The organism is Janthinobacterium psychrotolerans (assembly GCF_001677885.1).
Classification (GTDB): domain Bacteria; phylum Pseudomonadota; class Gammaproteobacteria; order Burkholderiales; family Burkholderiaceae_D; genus Janthinobacterium; species Janthinobacterium psychrotolerans.
The window spans coordinates 146547-165842 of record NZ_LOCQ01000059.1; the positions used below are offsets into that span (position 1 = coordinate 146547).

At 63.5% G+C, this 19296-nt stretch carries 16 protein-coding genes; 10 read left to right on the forward strand and 6 right to left on the reverse strand.

Annotated elements, in window-relative coordinates:
* The first annotated feature begins 124 nt into the window (after positions 1-124).
* From ASR47_RS19150 to ASR47_RS19160, 3 genes are all read left to right on the forward strand, one after another.
* Complete coding sequence (locus ASR47_RS19150; protein WP_065309385.1) at positions 125-541, forward strand: hypothetical protein; 417 nt, start codon at positions 125-127, stop codon at positions 539-541.
* Positions 542-599: 58 nt separating this feature from the next.
* Positions 600-2078 (forward strand): hypothetical protein, encoded by a 1479-nt coding sequence (locus tag ASR47_RS19155; RefSeq protein ID WP_065309386.1) that lies wholly within the window; start codon positions 600-602, stop codon positions 2076-2078.
* A 94-nt stretch (positions 2079-2172) separates the two neighbouring features.
* On the forward strand, positions 2173-2913 hold the full coding sequence (locus tag ASR47_RS19160; protein ID WP_065309387.1) for an AAA family ATPase: 741 nt from the start codon (positions 2173-2175) through the stop codon (positions 2911-2913).
* A gap of 6 nt (positions 2914-2919) precedes the next feature.
* Here the strand turns inward: ASR47_RS19160 and ASR47_RS19165 are convergent, their stop codons facing one another.
* From ASR47_RS19165 to kbl, 3 genes are read right to left on the reverse strand one after another with little or no spacing between them, the layout of a single operon-like run.
* Positions 2920-4308, reverse strand: a complete 1389-nt coding sequence (locus ASR47_RS19165) for an L-serine ammonia-lyase (RefSeq protein WP_065309388.1) — start codon at positions 4306-4308, stop codon at positions 2920-2922.
* 58 nt (positions 4309-4366) lie between these two features.
* On the reverse strand, positions 4367-5332 hold the full coding sequence (locus ASR47_RS19170) for an NAD-dependent epimerase/dehydratase family protein (protein WP_065309389.1): 966 nt from the start codon (positions 5330-5332) through the stop codon (positions 4367-4369).
* A gap of 20 nt (positions 5333-5352) precedes the next feature.
* The gene (kbl, locus tag ASR47_RS19175) at positions 5353-6585 is read right to left on the reverse strand and encodes a glycine C-acetyltransferase (protein ID WP_065309390.1); all 1233 of its coding nucleotides are present in this window, start codon (positions 6583-6585) and stop codon (positions 5353-5355) included.
* Positions 6586-6797: 212 nt separating this feature from the next.
* On the opposite strand from kbl, the gene ASR47_RS19180 reads away from it, so the two are divergent.
* From ASR47_RS19180 to ASR47_RS19205, 6 genes are all read left to right on the forward strand, one after another.
* Complete coding sequence (locus tag ASR47_RS19180) at positions 6798-7373, forward strand: helix-turn-helix domain-containing protein (RefSeq protein WP_065309391.1); 576 nt, start codon at positions 6798-6800, stop codon at positions 7371-7373.
* A 91-nt stretch (positions 7374-7464) separates the two neighbouring features.
* A complete protein-coding gene (locus tag ASR47_RS19185; protein WP_065309392.1) occupies positions 7465-8391 on the forward strand; it encodes an STM4015 family protein in 927 nt (308 codons plus the stop codon).
* A gap of 6 nt (positions 8392-8397) precedes the next feature.
* Entirely contained in the window at positions 8398-9474 is a 1077-nt protein-coding gene (locus ASR47_RS19190) for an STM4014 family protein (protein WP_245714422.1), read from the forward strand.
* A complete protein-coding gene (locus ASR47_RS19195; protein ID WP_245714410.1) occupies positions 9467-10306 on the forward strand; it encodes an STM4013/SEN3800 family hydrolase in 840 nt (279 codons plus the stop codon). Before ASR47_RS19190 ends, ASR47_RS19195 begins: the two co-directional genes overlap by 8 nt.
* Positions 10303-11682: an STM4012 family radical SAM protein gene (locus ASR47_RS19200; RefSeq protein WP_217270592.1), complete on the forward strand. Its 1380-nt coding sequence runs from the start codon at positions 10303-10305 to the stop codon at positions 11680-11682. The genes ASR47_RS19195 and ASR47_RS19200 overlap by 4 nt, the downstream gene beginning before the upstream one ends.
* Positions 11676-12545, forward strand: coding sequence for an STM4011 family radical SAM protein (locus tag ASR47_RS19205; protein WP_217270593.1), 870 nt, complete (start codon positions 11676-11678; stop codon positions 12543-12545). The genes ASR47_RS19200 and ASR47_RS19205 overlap by 7 nt, the downstream gene beginning before the upstream one ends.
* A 152-nt stretch (positions 12546-12697) precedes the next feature.
* Here the strand turns inward: ASR47_RS19205 and ASR47_RS19210 are convergent, their stop codons facing one another.
* Positions 12698-14884 carry a prolyl oligopeptidase family serine peptidase gene (locus ASR47_RS19210; RefSeq protein WP_065309395.1) on the reverse strand — a complete coding sequence of 729 codons (2187 nt, stop codon included), beginning with the start codon at positions 14882-14884 and terminating at the stop codon, positions 12698-12700.
* 261 nt (positions 14885-15145) lie between these two features.
* Here ASR47_RS19210 and ASR47_RS19215 point away from each other — a divergent pair, with 261 nt between their 5' ends.
* Positions 15146-16999 carry a GGDEF domain-containing protein gene (locus ASR47_RS19215; RefSeq protein ID WP_245714411.1) on the forward strand — a complete coding sequence of 618 codons (1854 nt, stop codon included), beginning with the start codon at positions 15146-15148 and terminating at the stop codon, positions 16997-16999.
* Here ASR47_RS19215 and ASR47_RS28215 read toward each other — a convergent pair.
* A complete protein-coding gene (locus ASR47_RS28215) occupies positions 16996-18378 on the reverse strand; it encodes a tetratricopeptide repeat protein (protein WP_065309396.1) in 1383 nt (460 codons plus the stop codon). The genes ASR47_RS19215 and ASR47_RS28215 overlap by 4 nt on opposite strands.
* A gap of 187 nt (positions 18379-18565) precedes the next feature.
* Positions 18566-19195, reverse strand: a complete 630-nt coding sequence (locus ASR47_RS19225) for a 3'-5' exonuclease (protein WP_171898994.1) — start codon at positions 19193-19195, stop codon at positions 18566-18568.
* Between the last annotated feature and the right edge of the window lie 101 nt (positions 19196-19296).

Consider the following 19296-nt stretch of genomic DNA (forward strand, 5'->3'; position numbering starts at 1 on the left):
GTCCGCCAGGTCAAGTCGTCGGCCATTCAGGCAAGAACCATTATCAAACGACACATCTTGTCGTATAGCAACTGTATGATGCGGCGTGTCTCTTACCCCAGCCAACTGATTGCGCACAAACATCATGCCCACCCTGATCCACCATATCGACGCCATCGCGCGTCAGCGTCAATGCGACGTGCTGTACCTGGAGTTCCATCCGCAAGACTACGAACAATACCGTTCGTACCACCCCGAGGCCGACCCGCAACGCGACACCATCCTGGCCTGGCTCGCTGACCACGGCATCGACTGGCTGCCGTGCGGATCGAATGCCAGCTCCCCGCTTGCCATGAGTTCCTGGCGCGGCCAGCTTTGTTTTGACATTGCCTATGACGAGGCACTGCCGGCATACTGCCAGTTGCGCGATTATCTTGAACTACCCGATGGCAGCATGCGCCACGCCGGTGTGCGGTTCTGTGTGCAACCGCTGGCCCACGCCATGAAAAATGTCGCCCATGACGAACCAGGCTACTGGGATCGCTGGGCCGAAGATTTTTGAAACCGCGCCACTGCTCACGCTACGCTCCCCTCCCCCAATTACATGAAATGCAAAATACATGAATCGCGACGATTTCCTCAAGCAAGATGACGTAACGGGTTTTATCGACTGGCTGGCGAGCACCTTGCCGACGCAGTCATTTCAATTGAAAATGGCGCCCAGCGCCTATGTGCCCGGCGGCCTGGCAGTGCGGGCAACCGGCCTGGAGGCGGTGCTGCGCCACTATGCATGGCACACCGGCTGGACCGATGCGCAAGGCAAGACCGTCAAATCAGGCAACTGGGCCGATACGCGCGCATCGCTGGCCGCCTTGCGCGCGTGGCTGAAAACAGCAATCGCACGGCAGGACGAGGACCAGGCGCTGGCAGCCTGCCTGGCCATACTGGAATGGGGCGGCGTGCGCGGCGCCATCGTTTTCCTGCGCCGGCTCCATGCACAGCGCCGCCTGGTCGCCTATTTCACGCGGCTCGCGCCGCTGATGTCGCTCACCTCGGAGTCCTCGCTGACGGCGCTCGATGCAAACAGCGTGGAACGGTTCGACGCGGGCCTGACCAAGATACATGCGCTGCTCGACGACACAGGCTCGCCGATCTACGACAGCCGCGTGGGTGCCGCAATCGCCATGCTGTATGCGCAGTATCGAAAAAACGGGCAACCCAAGGTGGCAAAAAGCCGCTTGATGGCTTTTCCTTCGGGTGCGGCGCGCGGCATGCAGATCCGCAACCCCAAACTCCTCGACCCTGCTTTGCCAAGTGCGCCGCAATTCTTCAGCAACGCGGTATCGCGCCAGTCGTGGGCCCAGTGGCAAGTCAAGCTGGGCTGGATCCTGCGCGCCACCTTGGAACGCTGCGACTGGTTCCAGTCCGACGGCGCCGACATTGCCGCGCGCTGCCATGCTTTCGAGGCCTGCCTGTTCATGCTGGGTTACGATTTGCGCTGCTTTGGCGATACGCATGAGCCGAGCGTGCCTGTGGAACAGGAGCAAGTACCAGACGATGGCGTGTCGCAAAAAGGCTGGGTACCGACAGGGTGCGCATTTGCCGAAACGCTGCCACGCTACGCACTGTTCCGAGGCCAGTTGCAGGCTGGCGAAAAAGACGACAAGCAAGGCTTTGCCAGTTGGTACAGCCGAACCTATGACGTTGCCGAGAGCACCGGCATTGCCTACAGCTTTCCCTACAGCGCCAGCGAATTCGATCTGTTTGACAGCAACGAGGAGCGTCTTGCCAGCATCGTCAAAGGTGGCCCCGAAGGACTGCGACAGGCAACCGGCAGCGATCAGCCGTATCGGGCGGGCGAGGAACGTGAGCGCATCTGCCTGGTCAACGCGCTGTTGCTTGGCCGCGTGGCTCATCTGAAGCCGAAGGAGCGCGATGCCTGGCTGATCGCCAGGGGCTACGCTGGCACAGCAAATAGTGCAGGCATCATCAAGACCACCGGCAAGCAGGTCGGACAGCATTTCGGCCTGCTCGACGAGCATGCGAAACCGACCGCGTTGTTTCACAGTTACTTCGGCAACCATATGAACCAGCTCTGAAGTCAAGAAACCGCAGGCGCGTGCTGGCGCGCCCGCGCCATTTGCGCCACACTCGATTGCATGGCCCCTTCAATGCCTGGCCCCGGGAGACACGATGACCATCAGCAAAAAGCCCTACCTGCAAAGCGCCGCGCTGCGCCCTGACGCGGTGGTCGACCTGGAACGCTACCCGTTTACCATCCCGGCCATCCGCGACTTCGTGCAGATGGATTTCCATCGCGACGTGACGTTTTTTGTCGGCGAGAACGGCAGCGGCAAGTCGACCATGCTCGAAGCGCTGGCCGTGGCGCTGGGTTTCGGCAAGGATGGCGGCACGCGCAACGTGCGCATCACGGGTGTGTCGGATCAGGTCTCGGGCCTGCACGAGCACCTGCGCCTGAGCAAAAGCTACAAGAAACCGAACGACAGCTACTTTTTAAGGGCCGAAAGCTTTTTCAATGTCGCCAGCTACATGGACGAGATGCCCGAATACCTGGACAGCTACGGCGGCAAGTCGCTGCACGCCCAGTCGCACGGCGAAGCCTTCATGGCCACCATGATCAACAAGCTGCGCGGAAAAGGCCTGTACCTGCTGGACGAACCCGAGGCGGCGCTGTCACCGAGCCGCCAGCTGGCCGCGCTGTCGGTAATCCATCAACTGGTGGAAGACGACTCGCAGTTGATCATCGCCACCCACTCGCCGATCCTGCTGGCCTACCCGCATGCCAAAATCTACATGTTTACGGGCGGCGGCATCCACGAGGTGGCGTATGAGGACACAGAACATTTTGCCGTGACGCGCGACTTCCTGAACAATTATCCGAGAAGGCTGGAACAGTTGTTCGAAGAGGAGTAAAGAGAGTCAGCAAGCCGCGTGATTGACGGTAATCACATGCACCGCCAGCCCGCCGAGCGACGTTTCCTTGTACTTGTCCTGCATGTCGGCGCCCGTCTGGCGCATGGTTTCGATCACTTCGTCGAGGCTGACGAAATGCGTGCCGTCGCCGTTCAGTGCCAGCGAGGCGGCGGTGATGGCTTTCACGGCGCCCATGCCGTTGCGCTCGATGCACGGAATCTGCACCAGGCCGCCGATCGGGTCGCAGGTCATGCCCAGGTGGTGTTCGATGCCGATTTCGGCCGCGTTTTCGATCTGTTCGTTGCTGCCGCCCAGGGCCGCCACCAGGCCGGCGGCCGCCATCGCGCAAGCCACGCCCACTTCGCCCTGGCAGCCCACTTCGGCGCCCGAGATCGAGGCATTGCGTTTGCACAGCATGCCGATGGCGGCTGCCGTCAGCATGAAGCGGCGCACGCCGCCAACCGGATCGCTGGGACGGCAATCCTCGGCGTAGTAGCGCAGCACGGCAGGGATGATGCCGGCTGCACCATTGGTCGGCGCCGTCACCACCCGGCCGCCGGCCGCGTTTTCCTCGTTGACGGCCATCGCATACAGGCTCACCAGGTGCACGGCGTCGTGCGGCAGGTCGTTGGCGCGGTTGTCGGACGCCTTCGCGTCCTGCGCCTGGCGCCACAGCTTGGCCGCGCGGCGCTTTACATCGAGGCCGCCCGGCAGCTTGCCGGTGGTCTCCAGGCCATGCGCGATACAGTCGCGCATCACGTGCCAGATGCGGTCCAGGCCCTGGTTCAATTCATCGTCGCTGCGCCGCACGCACTCGTTCGCGCGCAGCATCTCGGGGATCGACAGGCTGCTCGCCACGCCATGGGCCAGCAGCTGCTCCATGGTGTCGAACGGGAACACCGGTTGCGCACCCGCTGCCGCCGGCACCGGCACTTCGCCCGCCTCGCGGATAAAGCCGCCGCCGATCGAGTAATACACCTTGTCGACGCGCGCGCCGTCCGCCAGTTTCAGGGTAAAGCGCATGCCGTTCGGATGCTCGGGCAGAGATTCGCTCTTGTGCCACAACAGGCCGGTGGCGGCCGTAAACGGCACGGCGTGGGTCCCCAGCAGCGCGATCTCGCCCGCCGCTTCGATCGCCGCCAGCTTGGCGTCGACCGCATCGGGCGACACGTCCTGCGGGGTTTCGCCCATCAGGCCGAGGATGACGGCCTTGTCGGTGGCGTGGCCGACACCGGTCAGCGCCAGCGAGCCATACAGGGCCGCTTCCACCCCCACCACCTCATCGAGACAACCATATTCGACCAGAAAGCGCCGCGCCGCCACCATCGGCCCCACCGTGTGGGAACTCGACGGCCCGATGCCAATCTTGAAAAGGTCAAATACGCTCATATCCATGGCCGGTCTCTTTGCTGGTATTTTTATGGTGGTACTGCTATGCAAAACTCAGTGAAACTCAGGCCGCCTTGGCCGACTGTCCGACATCGACATTGGCCAGCATGTCGGCCACCATCTGCTCGATGCCGATCTGCGCGGTCCAGCCCCATTCCGCATGGGCCGTGCTGTCGTCCAGGCTTTGCGGCCAGCTGTCGGCAATCGCCTGGCGGCTGTCGGGCTTGTAGCCGATCCTGAAGTCGGCAACCTTGGCGCTGATCGCAGCGGCCAGCTGCTCGGGGTTGAACGACACGCCGGCCACATTGTACGAGGAGCGGATCTTGATCGATTCCGCCGGCGCGTCCATCAGTTCGATGGTGGCGCGGATAGCGTCGGGCATGTAAATCATCGGCAAGGTGGTGGCCGCATTGAGGAAGCAGTCATAACGCTCGCCGCGCAGGGCCGCATGGAAAATCGCGATGGCGTAATCGGTGGTGCCGCCGCCCGGAGGCGACTTGTAGCTGATGATGCCCGGGTAGCGGATGCTGCGCACGTCGACGCCGTATTTGGCATGGTAGTACTCGCACAGGCGCTCGCCGGCCAGTTTGCTGATGCCGTACATCGAAGTCGGGTCCATCACCGTCATCTGCGGCGTGTTGACCGGCGGCGTATTCGGACCGAAGGCGGCGATCGACGAGGGCCAGAAGATGCGCAGCGGTTTGCCCGCCTCGCCGCGCTCGCGCGCCAGCTCCAGGATATTGAGCAGGCCATCCATGTTCAGGCTCCAGGCCTTCAATGGCGCCGCTTCGCCGGTGGCCGACAGCATGGCCGCCAGCTGGTACACCTGGGTGATGTCTTCATTGGCGATGATGGCTGCCAGGCCGTCCTTGTCGAGCACGTTCAGCTGCGCATAGCGCTTCGCTTCGTAGACGTTGTTGGCGCCGATATCGCCGGCGATGACGTTGTCCGCGCCATGCCGCTGCGCCAGGGCGCCGACCAGTTCACTGCCGATCTGGCCGTTTGCGCCTATGACTAAAATGCGTTCCATGCTGGTTTCCTGATTTCTTGTTATTGATTGGTCGTGGTGTCGGTGGTCTTGATCAGGCCCAGTTCCTTGCCGGCCTGCTCGAAGGCGGCCAGCACGGTGACCAGCTGCTCGCGGCTATGCGCGGCCGACAATTGCACGCGCACGCGCGCCTGGCCCATCGGCACAACCGGATAGAAAAAGCCCGTCACCAGCACGCCCAGCTCATACAGGCGGGCGGCGAATTGCTGCGCCACCGGCGCGTCGAACAGCATCACGGGTACGACGGGATGGGTGCCCGGCTTGATGGTAAAGCCGATGCGCTCGATCTCGCTGCGGAAGAACGCCGTGTTCTCGTGCAGGCGGTCGCGCAGTTCGGTCGACCTGGCCAGGCGCTCCAATACCGACAGCGAGGCGCCGGCGATCGATGGCGCCAGCGTGTTCGAGAACAGATACGGGCGCGACTTCTGGCGCAAGGTGTCGATCACTTCCTTGCGCGCCGAGGTAAAGCCGCCCATGGCGCCGCCCAGGGCCTTGCCCAGGGTACCGGTGATGATGTCGATGCGGCCCATCACATTGTGGTGTTCGTGCGTGCCGCGGCCAGTGGCGCCCATAAAGCCCGAGGCGTGGCATTCGTCGATCATCACCAGCGCATCGTACTGGTCGGCCAGGTCGCAGATCTTGTCGAGCTGGGCGATCGTGCCGTCCATCGAGAACACGCCGTCGGTGACGATCACCTTGTGGCGCTTGCCGGCGGCCACGGCGGCCTGCAGCTGCACTTCAAGGTCGGCCATGTCGTTATGCAGGTAGCGGTAGCGGCCGGCCTTGCACAGGCGGATGCCGTCGATGATGGAGGCGTGGTTCAGCGCGTCGGAGATGATGGCGTCGTTTTCGTCGAACAGCGGCTCGAACACGCCGCCGTTGGCGTCGAACGCGGCCGCGTACAAAATCGTGTCTTCGGTGCCGAGAAAGCCGGAGATCGCCTGCTCCAGTTGCTTGTGCACGGTTTGCGTGCCGCAGATAAAGCGCACCGACGACAGGCCGTAGCCGTATTTTTCAGTGGCGTCGATCGACGCCTGCTGCGTCTGCAGGTCACCCGACAGGCCCAGGTAGTTATTGGCACACATATTGATCAGGGTGCGGCCATCGTCGCACACCACTTCAGCCCCCTGGCGCGAGGCGATCACGCGCTCGTTCTTGTACAAGCCCTGCTGGCGCAGTTGATCGAGGTTCTGTTGCAGACCGCTGAAAAAGGTGTTCTTCGCTTGCTCGCTCATGATGATCCTTGTGTCCGTGTTGGGTTGTCGCCATAGCGGAAAAGCCGCCGCTTGACCGGTGTGCGCCGCATGCTGTACCGTGGGGCGCTGTTCGGAGTGCAGTGTACAGTTTAACGCTTTTCCCGAGCCACTTCCGAAATCCACTATGTCGAACTGAAATTCAATATAGTGGATATTACCCAAGCCGATTGAACTTTGCAAGCCAACTGCCGATGAAAACCAGTGTTTCGACCAATTCTCCGCCCGAAGTCGGCGCCACCTTGCAACGGCTGCGCCTGGCGCGCGGCCTGACACTGGAGGATTTGTCGCGCATCGCGGGGGTCTCGAAGTCCATGCTGTCGCAGATCGAACGCGAAAAAGCCAACCCCACCATCGCCATTACCTGGCGCCTGGCCAATGCGCTGGGCGTGCAGATCGGCGAATTGCTGTCCAGCGCGGAAAAAGCCGTGGAAACCATCCGCGTCACCGACGCCCACGAGACCCCTACCCTGCCCGGCGACCATGCCGGCTATGTGCTGCGCATCCTGGGGCCGATGGAACTGGCCGGCAAATACGAATGGTATGAGGTGACCCTGGCGCCGGGCGGCGAGCTGGCCTCGCAGCCGCACGACCCGGGCACCACCGAGCACCTGACTGTACTGCACGGCAACCTGGAACTGGAAGTGGGGACGGCGAAGAAAAAGGTCAAGAACGGCGGCACGGCGCGCTATCCGGCCGACTTGCCGCATACCATCCGCAACCTGGGCAAGACCGAAGGCAAGGCATTATTGGTGGTGATCCACCGATAGTTGCTTGTCAGCAGTGTGCAATATGCTGTTACGTCCATGCTAAGATTTTGGAACAGACAAGATTTCCACTGTCCCTCATGGAGCCATCACAATGACGATTTCCGAAAGTACCACCCTCTTCCACAAGAAAAAGGTCGTCCAGTACGATCCTGATATCGCGCTGCAACCTGGGCAGGATATCGTCTACCGCCTGTCACTCGACTATGACGACAAACGCAAGATGCCGGACCTGATTGCCGGCTTCCTGGAAAAAGCCGACAAGCATGCGCTCGAGGCGCTGATCATCGGCATGTGGGGCGATCCGTACGAAGCAGGTGCCGATGAAGTGATCGCCGCGCTGGCCAGCCACGCGCCGCAGCTGCCCAACGTGCGCGCCCTGTTTATCGGCGACATGACGTATGAGGAATGCGAGATTTCGTGGATCGTGCAAGGCAGCTACAAGCCACTGCTGGACGCGTTCCCGCAGCTCGAAGAGCTGCGCATCCGTGGCGGCAATGAATTGAGCCTCGATGCGTTCGCGCACCAGAACCTGCGCAAGTTCACCATCGAGTCCGGTGGCCTGGACCAGAAAATCGCCCAGGCACTGAGCCAATCGAGCATGCCGAAGCTGGAACACCTGGAACTGTGGCTGGGCACCGACGACTACGGTTTTTCCGGCGACGTGGCGCTGTACCGGAAGGTGCTGGCGCAGCTGGCCACGCCGACCCTGCGCTACCTGGGCCTGCGCGATGCGCATATCGCCGACGAGCTGGCTGCCTGGCTGGCCAACGAGCCGCTGCTGGCGACCGTCGAAACACTGGATCTGTCACTGGGCACCTTGGGCGACATCGGCGCCGAAGCACTGCTGCAAGGCACGCAGTTGGGCAATCTGAAGCGCATCGACCTGTCGCACCACTACATCTCGGAGGCGAACCAGGAAAAACTCAGGGCGCTGCCCTTCGAGGTGGTGCTGGACGATCCGCAGGAAGACGACGAGGACGACGGCGAAGTCTATCGCTACGTGGCCGTCGGCGAGTAAGTGCCGATGATATTGCTGGCCACCAAAGGCAGCAAGCGCGTGCGCCTGCTGCAGGCGGCGCGTGCGCAGCGTGACCTGCCGCCAGCGCGTGTGCTCGAATGGCGCGACTGGCTGGCCGAACCGGCCTTGCTCGACGCGGCCCTGAAAACCCCATGCCTGTTCAAGATCGAGCCGCCTGGCGACGATGCGCTGGCGCAGCTGCAGCTGCTGCACGACGGCTGCCGCCTGCTCGAGCGCGCACCGGTGAGAGCGCCCGAACATGGCGAACTGCTGGCCATGGACGCCTGGTTTGCCGGCTTTTCCGCCGCCATGCGGCGCCTGTCGATCCGGCTCGCCGCCCTGCCGCAGGCGCGCGTCGTCAACGCCCCCTCAGAGATCACCCTGATGACCGACAAGCTGGCCTGCCAGGGCCACCTGGCCGGACACGGCGCGGCGATCCCCGCGCTGCTGGGACGTATCGACAGCTACGATCATTTGCAATCGCTGCTGCAGCAGCACGATCTTGACCGGGTCTACCTGAAACCGCGCTATGGCTCCTCCGCCTCGGGCGTGGTGGCCTACCGCAGGAACAGGAGCGGGCGCCAGCAGGCGACCACGTCGGCCAGCATCGTCCACACAAATGGCGAAACCCGGCTGTTCAATGTCAAGCGCATGGTGCGCCATGAAAGCGCCGCCGAGATCGCCACACTGGTCGACGCGCTGGCGGCGCAGGAACTGTATGCGGAAGCCTGGCTGGCCAAGCCGCGCTGCGGCGACAGCCATTACGACCTGCGCGTGGTGGCCATCGCCGGCCAGCCCGCGCACCGGGTGGCGCGCCTGGGCAGGCAGATGATGACCAATCTGCACCTCGACAATCGGCGCGGTGACGCCGCGACGCTATTGAACGAGGCCGACATGGCCGCGCTGGACGCCACCGTGCTGCAGGCGGCGCGCGCCTTTCCCGCCAGCGGCGTGGCCGGCTACGACCTGGTGGTGCGCCGGGGCCAGGCGCATGTGCTCGAAGCGAACGCCTTTGGCGACCTGCTGCCTGGCTTGCTGTGGCGCGGCCTGGACACCTATGGATGGCATATGCGCGATGCCTGAAGCCGCCATTCCCGACATGAACCTTGTCGTGGGCAGCCACGATATCGTCTTCATTACCCTCGACACCTTGCGCCACGATGTGGCGCAGGCCCTGTTCGAGGCGGGCGAACTGCCGGTGCTGGGGCGCTACTTGCCGGCCACCGGCTGGGAGCGCCGTCACTCGCCCGCCACCTTTACCTATGCGGCGCACCAGGCCTTCTTTGCCGGCTTTTTGCCCACGCCAGCGTTGCCAGGCCGCCATCCACGCCTGTTCGCCAGCGCTTTTGCCGGCAGCGAGACGACCTCGCCGCGCACCTTTGCTTTTGACGAGGCGAGCATTCCCGCAGCCATGGCCGTGCGCGGCTACCGCACCATCTGCATCGGCGGCGTCGGCTTTTTTAACAAACAGACCGCCTTGGGCCGCGTGCTGCCGGCGCTGTTCCAGGAAAGCCACTGGAGACCGGCCATGGGCGTGGCCGGGCGCCATTCGACCGAGCAACAGGTGGCGCTGGCGACCCGCCTGCTGGCCGAAAACGAGCAGCGCACCTTTTTGTTCATCAACGTGGCCGCTCTGCACACACCGAACCGCGCCTACCTGCCCGGCTGCCGCGTTGATAACATCGACAGCCACGCGGCGGCGCTGCGCTATGTCGACGGCGCCCTGGCGCCGCTGTTCGCCGCCTGCGCCGCGCGCGCGCCGACCTTTGCCATCGTCTGCTCGGACCACGGCAGCGCCTATGGCGAAGACGGTTATCGCGGCCACCGCGTGGCGCACGACAGCGTCTGGAACGTGCCGTATGCGCATTTTTTTATTGACTCTTCACACCAGCATTCCCAGGGAGCCGCACCGTGAATCCATCCGAACAGCCGGGCACCCTGGCGCAGCGCATGCGCCACACGCCCTACCAGGCCTACTCCTATTCCTACCCGCACAAGGCTGCCTACCGCACGCTGGCCCAAGCCACGCCGCTGGCGCCGATCTGGGCGCGGCAGGACCGCTGCGCCCTGTTTGCCTACATCCATATCCCGTTCTGCGAAATGCGCTGCGGCTTTTGCAATCTGTTCGCCATGGCGCGGCCCAGCGCCGAAATGGTCGAGCGCTATGTGCAGCAGGTGCTGGTGCAGATGCGCGCCATGGACGGCGTGCTGGGCGAGCGGCGCTTTGCCCGCTTCGCGCTCGGTGGCGGCACGCCGACCTATCTGTCGGCGGCGCAGCTCGACACCCTGCTGTGCGGCGCGCGCGATATTCTCGGCATCGATTTGCAGGCCACGCCGGCCGGCATCGAAGCCTCGCCCGAAACCATCACGGCCGAACGGCTGGCTGTCTGCCGCGCGCACGGCATCGACCGGGTCAGCCTGGGCATCCAGAGCTTTGCCGCCGGCGAGATGCGCGCGCTGGCGCGGCCGCAGCAGAACGCCACCGTACGCCAGGCCATCGCCCTGATACGCGAGGCAGGTTTTCCGACCCTGAATCTGGACCTGATCTACGGCATCGCCGGCCAGACGGTGGCCAGCCTGCTGGCCTCGATCGACAGCGCGCTGGCGTTCCGGCCCGAGGAGATCTATCTGTATCCGCTGTACGTGCGTGAGCAAACAGGCCTGGGCAAGATCGCGCGCCGCCAGGGCGCCGATACCCTGAACCCCATCATGCTGGCGCGCGACGGCGACAGCCGCCTGACGTTGTACGCGGCCGCGCGCGACCATCTGCGCGCACAGGGCTATGTGCAGGTCTCGATGCGCATGTTCCGCGCGCCGCATGCACCCACCGATGCCGGCCCGTCCTACTGCTGCCAGAACGACGGCATGGTGGGCCTCGGCGCGGGCGCCCGCTCGTACACCTCGCGCCTGCATTATTCGAGCGAGTACGCGGTGGCGCGCACCGAGACGATCGGCATTATCGACAACTACCTGGCGCTGGACGAAGCGCGCTTCGCGCAGGCCGAACACGGCTATCAACTGGGGGACGAGGACCAGCGGCGCCGCTACGTGATCCAGTCGCTGCTAACCGATCCGGGCCTCGATCTTGACGCCTACACGGGCCGTTTTGGCAGCGACTGCCTGGCGGACCTGCCGCAGCTGGCCGAGCTGTTTGCGCTGGAACTGGTCACGCAAGACGGGCCGCTGCTGCGCCTCAATGACCAGGGCTATGCCTACGCCGACACCATCGGCCCCTGGCTGGCGTCGAACACGGTGCGCGCGCTGATGGCCGAAAGCGGCCAGGCGTGCTGACGGCGCCGCAAACCATGCTGTCGCTGCTGTACCGGGGCACCCTGGCCAGCTGCAACTACGCCTGCGGCTACTGCCCGTTCGCCAAGAAGCAGGACAGCCGCGCCGCGCTGGCGCGCGATGCGCGCGAAGTCGTGCGCTTCACGAACTGGGTGGCGCGGCAGACGCGCCCCATCGGCGTGCTGTTTACGCCGTGGGGCGAAGCGCTGGTGCGCCGTCATTACCGCTGCGCCATGCAGGCGCTGGCCGCCCTGCCTCATGTACGGCAGGTGGCGCTGCAGACCAACCTGGCCGGCCCCCTGAAATGGCTCGATGGCATGGCGGGCCTGGAAAAGATCGGTTTATGGTGCACCTTCCATCCCGGCCAGACGACGATCGCGCGCTTTTTGGAGCGCTGCGCGCACCTCGACGCCATGGGCGTGCGCTATTCGGTCGGCGTGGTGGCGCTGCATGAACACTATGGCGCCATCGAAGCGCTGCGCGCGGCGCTGCCTGGCCACGTTTATCTGTGGCTGAACGCCTACGACCGGCGCGGTCCCGGCTATTACGCTGCCGATGACCTGCTCTGGCTCGACAAGATCGACCCGTGGTTCGCGCAAAGCCGCCGTCCTGTCCCGTCACGCGGCAAGGGCTGCTTCGCGGGCGAGGCGGCGCTGTCGGTCGACGGCGACGGCGAACTGACGCGCTGCCATTTTTTGCCAGAGCGGCTGGGGAATCTGTACGAAGATGATCTGGCGGACATGCTGCAGGAACGCAGCTGCCCGCGCTTCAAGTGCGACTGCTATATCGGCTATGCGCAGCGCAAGGACTTGCCGTTTCAGACGGAGTTTGGGGAGGGGGTATTGGCCAGGATTGCGTCCGTGTGACAGTGTGACGGTATGACGGTAGGTCGGCTTAGCGCGCAAGCGCGTAAGCCGACGCCACCTGCGGCGTTAATCAACGTCAATCAACGTCAATCAACGCCAACAATGTTGTCGGATTACGCGGGGCTGCGCCCCGCTAATCCGACCTACCCTGCCTATTGCGCCGCCACTTTCGCCGGCTCCGCCGTCATCTTCAACGCCCGGCTCAGAAAGCCCCAGCGATCGGCCACTTCCTCGATCTGCTTGGCCGTCGGCTTGCCGGCGCCGTGGCCGGCCTTGCTGTCGATGCGGATCAGCACCGGCGCGGCGCCGCCTTGCGCGGCCTGGGCGGCGGCGGCGAACTTGAAGCTGTGGGCCGGCACCACGCGGTCGTCATGGTCGGCGGTGGTGATCATGGTGGCCGGGTAGCAGCCACCCGCTTTCAGGTTGTGCAGCGGCGAGTATTTGACCAGCGCCTTGAACTGCTCGGCGTCGTCCGACGAGCCGTAGTCCGGCACCCAGCCCCAGCCGACGGTGAATTTGTGGAAGCGCAGCATGTCGAGCACGCCCACTTGCGGGATCGCCGCGGCGAACAGGTCCGGACGCTGCGTCATGGCCGCGCCGACCAGCAGGCCGCCGTTGCTGCCGCCACCGATCGCCAGCTTCGATGGCGAGGTGACCTTGTTGGCCACCAGCCATTCGGCCGCGCCGATAAAGTCGTCGAACACGTTTTGCTTGTTCAGTTTGGTACCGGCCTGGTGCCAGGCTTCGCCGTATTCGCCGCCGCCGCGCAGGTTGGCCATCACGTAGACGCCGCCCATTTCCACCCAGGCCAGGTTGGCCACCGAGAACGACGGCGTCAGCGAGACATTGAAGCCGCCGTAGCCGTACAGATAGGTCGGGTTGGAGCCGTCGAGCTTCATGCCTTTTTTCGACACGATAAACATCGGCACTTTGGTGCCATCGCGGCTGGTGAAGAACTGCTGGCGCACGTCAAACGCGTTCGGGTCAAAATCGACTTTCGGCTGGCGGTACACCGTGCTCTTGCCGGTCTTCATGTCGTAGCGGTAGATGGTCGCCGGCGTGGTGAAGCTGGTGTAGGAGTAAAACGTTTCCGTGTCATGGCGCTTGCCACTGAAGCCGCCGGCCGAACCGATGCCCGGCAACGCCACTTGGCGCACCAGCTTGCCGTTCAGGTCGGTGATGGTGATTTGCGTCTGCGCATCCTTCAGGTAATCGAGCACCAGCTGGTTGTTGAGGATATTGGCCGACACCAGGGTCTGCTCGCTTTGCGGCACAATCTCCTTCCAGTCGGCAGGCAACGGCTGGCGGATATCGATGGCGATCACGCGCGACTTTGGCGCCTTGTTGTCGGTGGCGAAGTAGAACACGGGGCCGACATTGTCGATAAACGAATACGAAGCGTCGAACTCTTCCAGCAGGCCGACGACCTTGGCATTTTTCTGGCGCAAGTCCTTGTAGAAGATGCGGTTCTTGCGTTCCGTGCCTTGTGTCGCGGTGATAATCAGGTAGTTGCCGTCATCGCTGACCTTGCTGCCGCCAAACGCCCATTCCTTCTGGTCAGGACGGTCGAACACCAGCACGTCGGCGCTTTGCGGCGTGCCCAGCTTGTGGAAGTACAGCTTCTGGAAATAATTGATATCGGCCAGCTTGGTCGCTTCCTTGGGTGCGTCGTAGCGGCTGTAGAAGAAGCCGGCATTATCCTTGGTCCACGATGCGCCCGAGAACTTGGCCCATTTGATTTCATCGCTCAGGTCCTTGCCGGTGTCGATGTCGCGCACTTTCCACTCATTCCAGTCGGAACCGGAAGCGGCCGTCGCATAGGCCAGGAACTTGCCATTCGGGCTGATCGAGGTGCCGGCCAGCGCCACCGTGCCGTCGGCGGACAGGGTGTTCGGGTCGAGCAGCAGGCGTGGCTCGTCCGTCAGTTTCTTGACCGTGTACAGCACCGCCTGGTTTTGCAGGCCATCGTTGCGCGTGTAGAAATAGCGGCCGCCCTGCTTGGTCGGCGTGCTGAAACGCTCGTAGTTCCACAGTTTGGTCAAACGCTGCTTGATCGCCTCGCGTTCCGGGATGGTGCCCAGGAACGATTGCGTCAGCTTGTTCTGCTCCACCACCCAGTCATGCGTCTCGGCGCTGTTGGCGTCTTCCAGCCAGCGGTAGGGGTCGGCGATGGTCGTGCCGAAATAGCTGTCCTGCTGGTCGACTTTCTTGGTCACCGGATAGGTCACGGCAGGGCTGTTGCCAGCCGGGCAGGCTTGCTGCGCAGCGGTTTGCGCCAGGGCATTGCCACCGAAGGCGGCCAGCAGACTGAATACGAGGGTTGCACTACGTAATTGCATGGATGGATGTCTCATTGTTGGATGTCTAAGAAGGGAAGCTGCGTGGCTGCCCATGTTGACTTTCGCCAACGTAAATCATAGCGCGTATCGCCACTTTTAATGCACAGTTATCCTGGCCATTCTCCATCTTTTATTTGGGTATTTCATCAAGCCGTCATAAAACATATTTACTATAGACAACATGATCATGGCCCGTCCGGTGGCCATGCCACTCTCCACGCACCACCTTCCGCCATGCACACATTCGCCCTGCCTTCCGCCATGTCCATTCCGGACCCAGCGTTTCCTGCGAATGTGGCCTATCTGAAACCGCCGGCACCTTTCCCGGTGACAGTCGACGCCGACGATGTATTGCACGACATTCTCGCCGGACGCAAGCTCACGGCCCTGTTCCAGCCCATCATCCAGATGGCCAGCGGCGACATCATCGGCTACGAAGGCCTGATCCGGGGACCGTCGGACAGCCCGCTGCATGCGCCGATGAATCTGTTCAAGGTGGCGCGCGCCTGCGGCCTGACCCTGGAAGTGGAGCATCTGTGCCGGCAAGTGGTGCTGGAGCGCTTTGCGGAACTGAATCTGCCGGGCAAGCTGTTCCTCAATGTCAGCCCGGAGTGCCTGCTGCTGCGCAATGCGCGCCATGGCGAAACTCTGGAATACATCGCGCAGATCGGCATCAACCCGGAACGGGTGATCATCGAGCTGACGGAAAACCAGCCCACCTATGATTACGAGCTGATGCGCGAAGCAGTGCTGCACTACCGTAACATGGGCTTCCAGATCGCCATCGACGACCTGGGCGAAGGGTTTTCCAGCCTGCGATTATGGTCGGAATTGCGGCCCGAATACGTCAAGATCGACATGCATTTTATCCAGGGTATCAATAACGACCCGGTGAAACTGCAGTTCGTGCGCTCGATCCAGGAGATTGCGGAAAAGTCGGGCACCCTGGTGATCGCCGAGGGCATCGAGGCGCAGACGGAATTGCTGGTCTTGCGCGATCTTGGCGTGGCATTCGGCCAGGGCTATCACCTGGGCCGGCCCAACGCGATGCCGGCGCGCGCACTGCCGGCCGAAGTGGTGCAGGCGCTGGGACGCCATGGCGTGGCCGTGTATCCGCAGCGCAGCAGCCTGGAAAAGAATGGCGCCAGCATCCGCAAGCTGCTGCACCGCGTGTCGTCGATCTCGCCAGCGAAAAACAACAACGAGGTCTACGAGATTTTCATGAAGGAACCCAAGCTCATGATCATTCCCGTGGTGGACAATGGCGTGCCGCTGGGTCTGATCAGCCGCTTCGACATGATCGACCACTTTGCCCGTCCCTACCAGCGCGAACTGTACGGCAAGAAATCGTGCAGCGTGTTCATGGACGCCAAGCCTCTGATCGCCGACCATGAAACCAGCCTGCAGGAACTGAGCTATACCATGGCGCAATCGGACGCGCATCACCTGTACAACGGTTTCATTATCACCGAGCACGGCCGCTACATGGGCATGGGCACGGGCCACGACCTGATGCGCGAAATCACGCAGATGCAGATCAACGCGGCGCGCTACGCCAATCCGCTCACGCAGTTGCCAGGCAATGTGCCGATCAACGAGCATATCGACCGCCTGCTGCACAGTGGCAGCCGTTTCTGGGTCTGCTATTGCGACCTCGACCATTTCAAGCCGTTCAACGACGTCTATGGCTACCGCAAGGGCGACGACGTGATACAGCTGACCGGTGAAATCCTCAGCGGCCATTGCGATCCGAACCGCGACTTTATCGGCCATATCGGCGGCGACGATTTCATGATCCTGTTCCAGAGCGAAGACTGGGAAACGCGCTGCCAGGCCATACTGGACGACTTCGCGGCCGCCATCCTGGCCTTCTACAGCGTGGACGACTGCGAACGCGGCGGCTACATCAGCGAAGACCGGCAAGGGAAAAAAGTGTTTTATTCCTTGATCAGCCTGTCGCTGGGCGTGATCAAGGTGTCGGCGCACCAGTATTACACCCACCACCAGATCGCCACGCAGGCGGCCGAAGCGAAGCGGCAGGCGAAGAAAATCCACGGCAACAGCCTGTTCCTGGACCGGCGCCAGGCGGTGGCAAACTGCGCGGACTGCGCTTAACAGTCAGGCGCAGGCGCGCGAGCACGCTTCCATTGCAGGGTCAGCGCGTGGGCACGGCCCAGGTCGTCGGTCGACAGCTTGCGCGCATAGCCGGCAACGGCGCCGCCGGCCGTGCTGTCGCCGCTCTCGGCCGCCAGCGCCACCCACATATAGGAGCGCACCGGGTCCTTCGGCACGCCGCGCCCGCTGTTGTACATGCCGCCCAGGTTGTACTGGGCCAGCGCATGGCCCTGCTCGGCCGCACGCGCATACCAGTGCACGGCCATGTCGTCGTCCTGCGGCACGCCATGGCCGTTCGCGTACATCACGCCCAGGTTGTTCTGCGCGCTGGCGTCGCCCTGGTCGGCCGCCTTGCGGTACCAGCGCACGGCACGCGCCGGATCGTGCGGCACGCCCTGGCCGTTGGCGTACAGCACGCCCAGGTTGAACTGCGCGTTGGCCGCGCCCTGCTCGGCCGCCTTGCCATACCACTCGACGGCCTCGCGCACATTGCGCGCCACGCCGCGCCCGCCGGCCAGCATGCCGCCCAGGTTGTACTGCGCCGAGCAATGGCCCTGGCGCGCGGCGCGGCGGTACCAGGCCACGGCGCGCGCCTCGTCCTGGTCCACGCCCTGGCCGCGCGCCAGCATCAGGCCCAGGCTGAACTGGGCGTCGGCGTCGTCCTGCTCGGCGGCGCGCAGCAGCCAGGCGTAGGCGCGCAACTGGTCCAGCGCCACGCCGACGCCTTGCCCGTAGGCCACGCCGAGCTGGCGCTGCGCCACCGCCAGACCTTGCGCGGCGGCCTGGCGGAACCAGGCCACGGCCTGGGTATCGCTTTGCATCACGCCCTGGCCGCGCTGGTAGGCCAGGCCCAGGTTCAGCTGGGCCTGCGGGTCACCCTGCAGCGCGGCCTTGCGAAACCAGGCCAGCGCCAGCGCATCGTTCTTTTTTGCCCCCAGGCCGCGGGCGTAGGCTTCGCCCAGCAGCGACTGGGCGCTGGCCACGCCCTGTTCGGAGGCGCGGTAGAACCAGGCCAGCGCCAGCTCGTCGCTTTGCAGCACGCCGCGCCCCTTGCGGTACATCTGGCCCAGGTTCTGCTGCGCCGAGGCGTCGCCCTGGGAAGCGGCGCGCAAAAACCACTGCGCCGCTTCCTCGTCGCTCTGCGCCACGCCGCGGCCGTGGTAATACATGGCGCCCAGGTGGTTTTGCGCAAACGCCAGCCCCTGCAGCGCGGCCAGACGCAGCCAGACAAAGGCGCGCGCGTCGTCGTGCCTGACGCCCTCGCCTTTTTTATACATCAGTCCCAGGTTGAATTGTGCGTAAGCATTGCCTTGTTCGGCCGCCGTGCGAAACCAGATATAGGCCTGGTGACTGTCTCTTGCCGTATGGTGCTTGTCCATGTCGTCCCCTCGCTCGCCTTGCGATGACACGAGACGGCCAGGCACGGCAGTCCGCAACGGCAACATCGCTGATGGAGTGCATTGTAAATTCAGGGGACCGGGCAGGCTTGAGCGAACTCAAAGGTAATAATAAAATTACATCTACTTGACCAGTTCGCCTTAAGAACGGGCGAGGGTCATCCCGGGCTCAACGCCGTCCCGGATGTTTCTGCAGGTACTGCGGCACCTTGGCGGCGGCCAGCTTGTTCAGCGACACCAGCAGGTCGGCGTCGACGCCGTCGATGCCATAATTGCTGCGCAAATGGCGGCCGATATGGATCAGCACCTGGGCGGCCACTTCCGCATCGGACTCGGCGCGGTGGGCCGCGCTCTTGAAGGCGATGCCCAGCTGGCCGGACAGCAAACCGAGCTTGTAGCTGGACAAGCCGGGAAACACGCGGCGCGACAGTTTCAACGAGCACACCAGCGCGCGGTGCGCCGGCGCCAGGTCCAGCCGGGCGCTTTCGGCGCGCAGGAATTTTTCATCGAAGCTGGCGTTATGGGCCGACAAGGCGTCGTTGCCGATAAAGTCCAGCAACTGCGGCACCACTTCGGCCACCGGCGGCGCCTTGTCGACCATCGCCTGGGTAATCCCCGTCAATCCCGTGATAAACGACGGAATGCGCGCATTGCAGTTGATCAGGCTGACATAACGGTCGGTGATCCGCCCGCCTTCGATGCGCAGCGCCGCCACCTCCGTGATGCGGTCGCCCATCTCGGGCGACAAACCGGTGGTTTCAAAGTCGATCATGACGATCGGTTGCTCAAACACATGCATGGGCGGGCTTTCTCGGGGGCGGCGGTGGGTACATCAATAAAATGCTCAGGGCAAGGCGCCGCGTTGCAGACAGTACGATAGTACGGCAAGACGCGGCAACG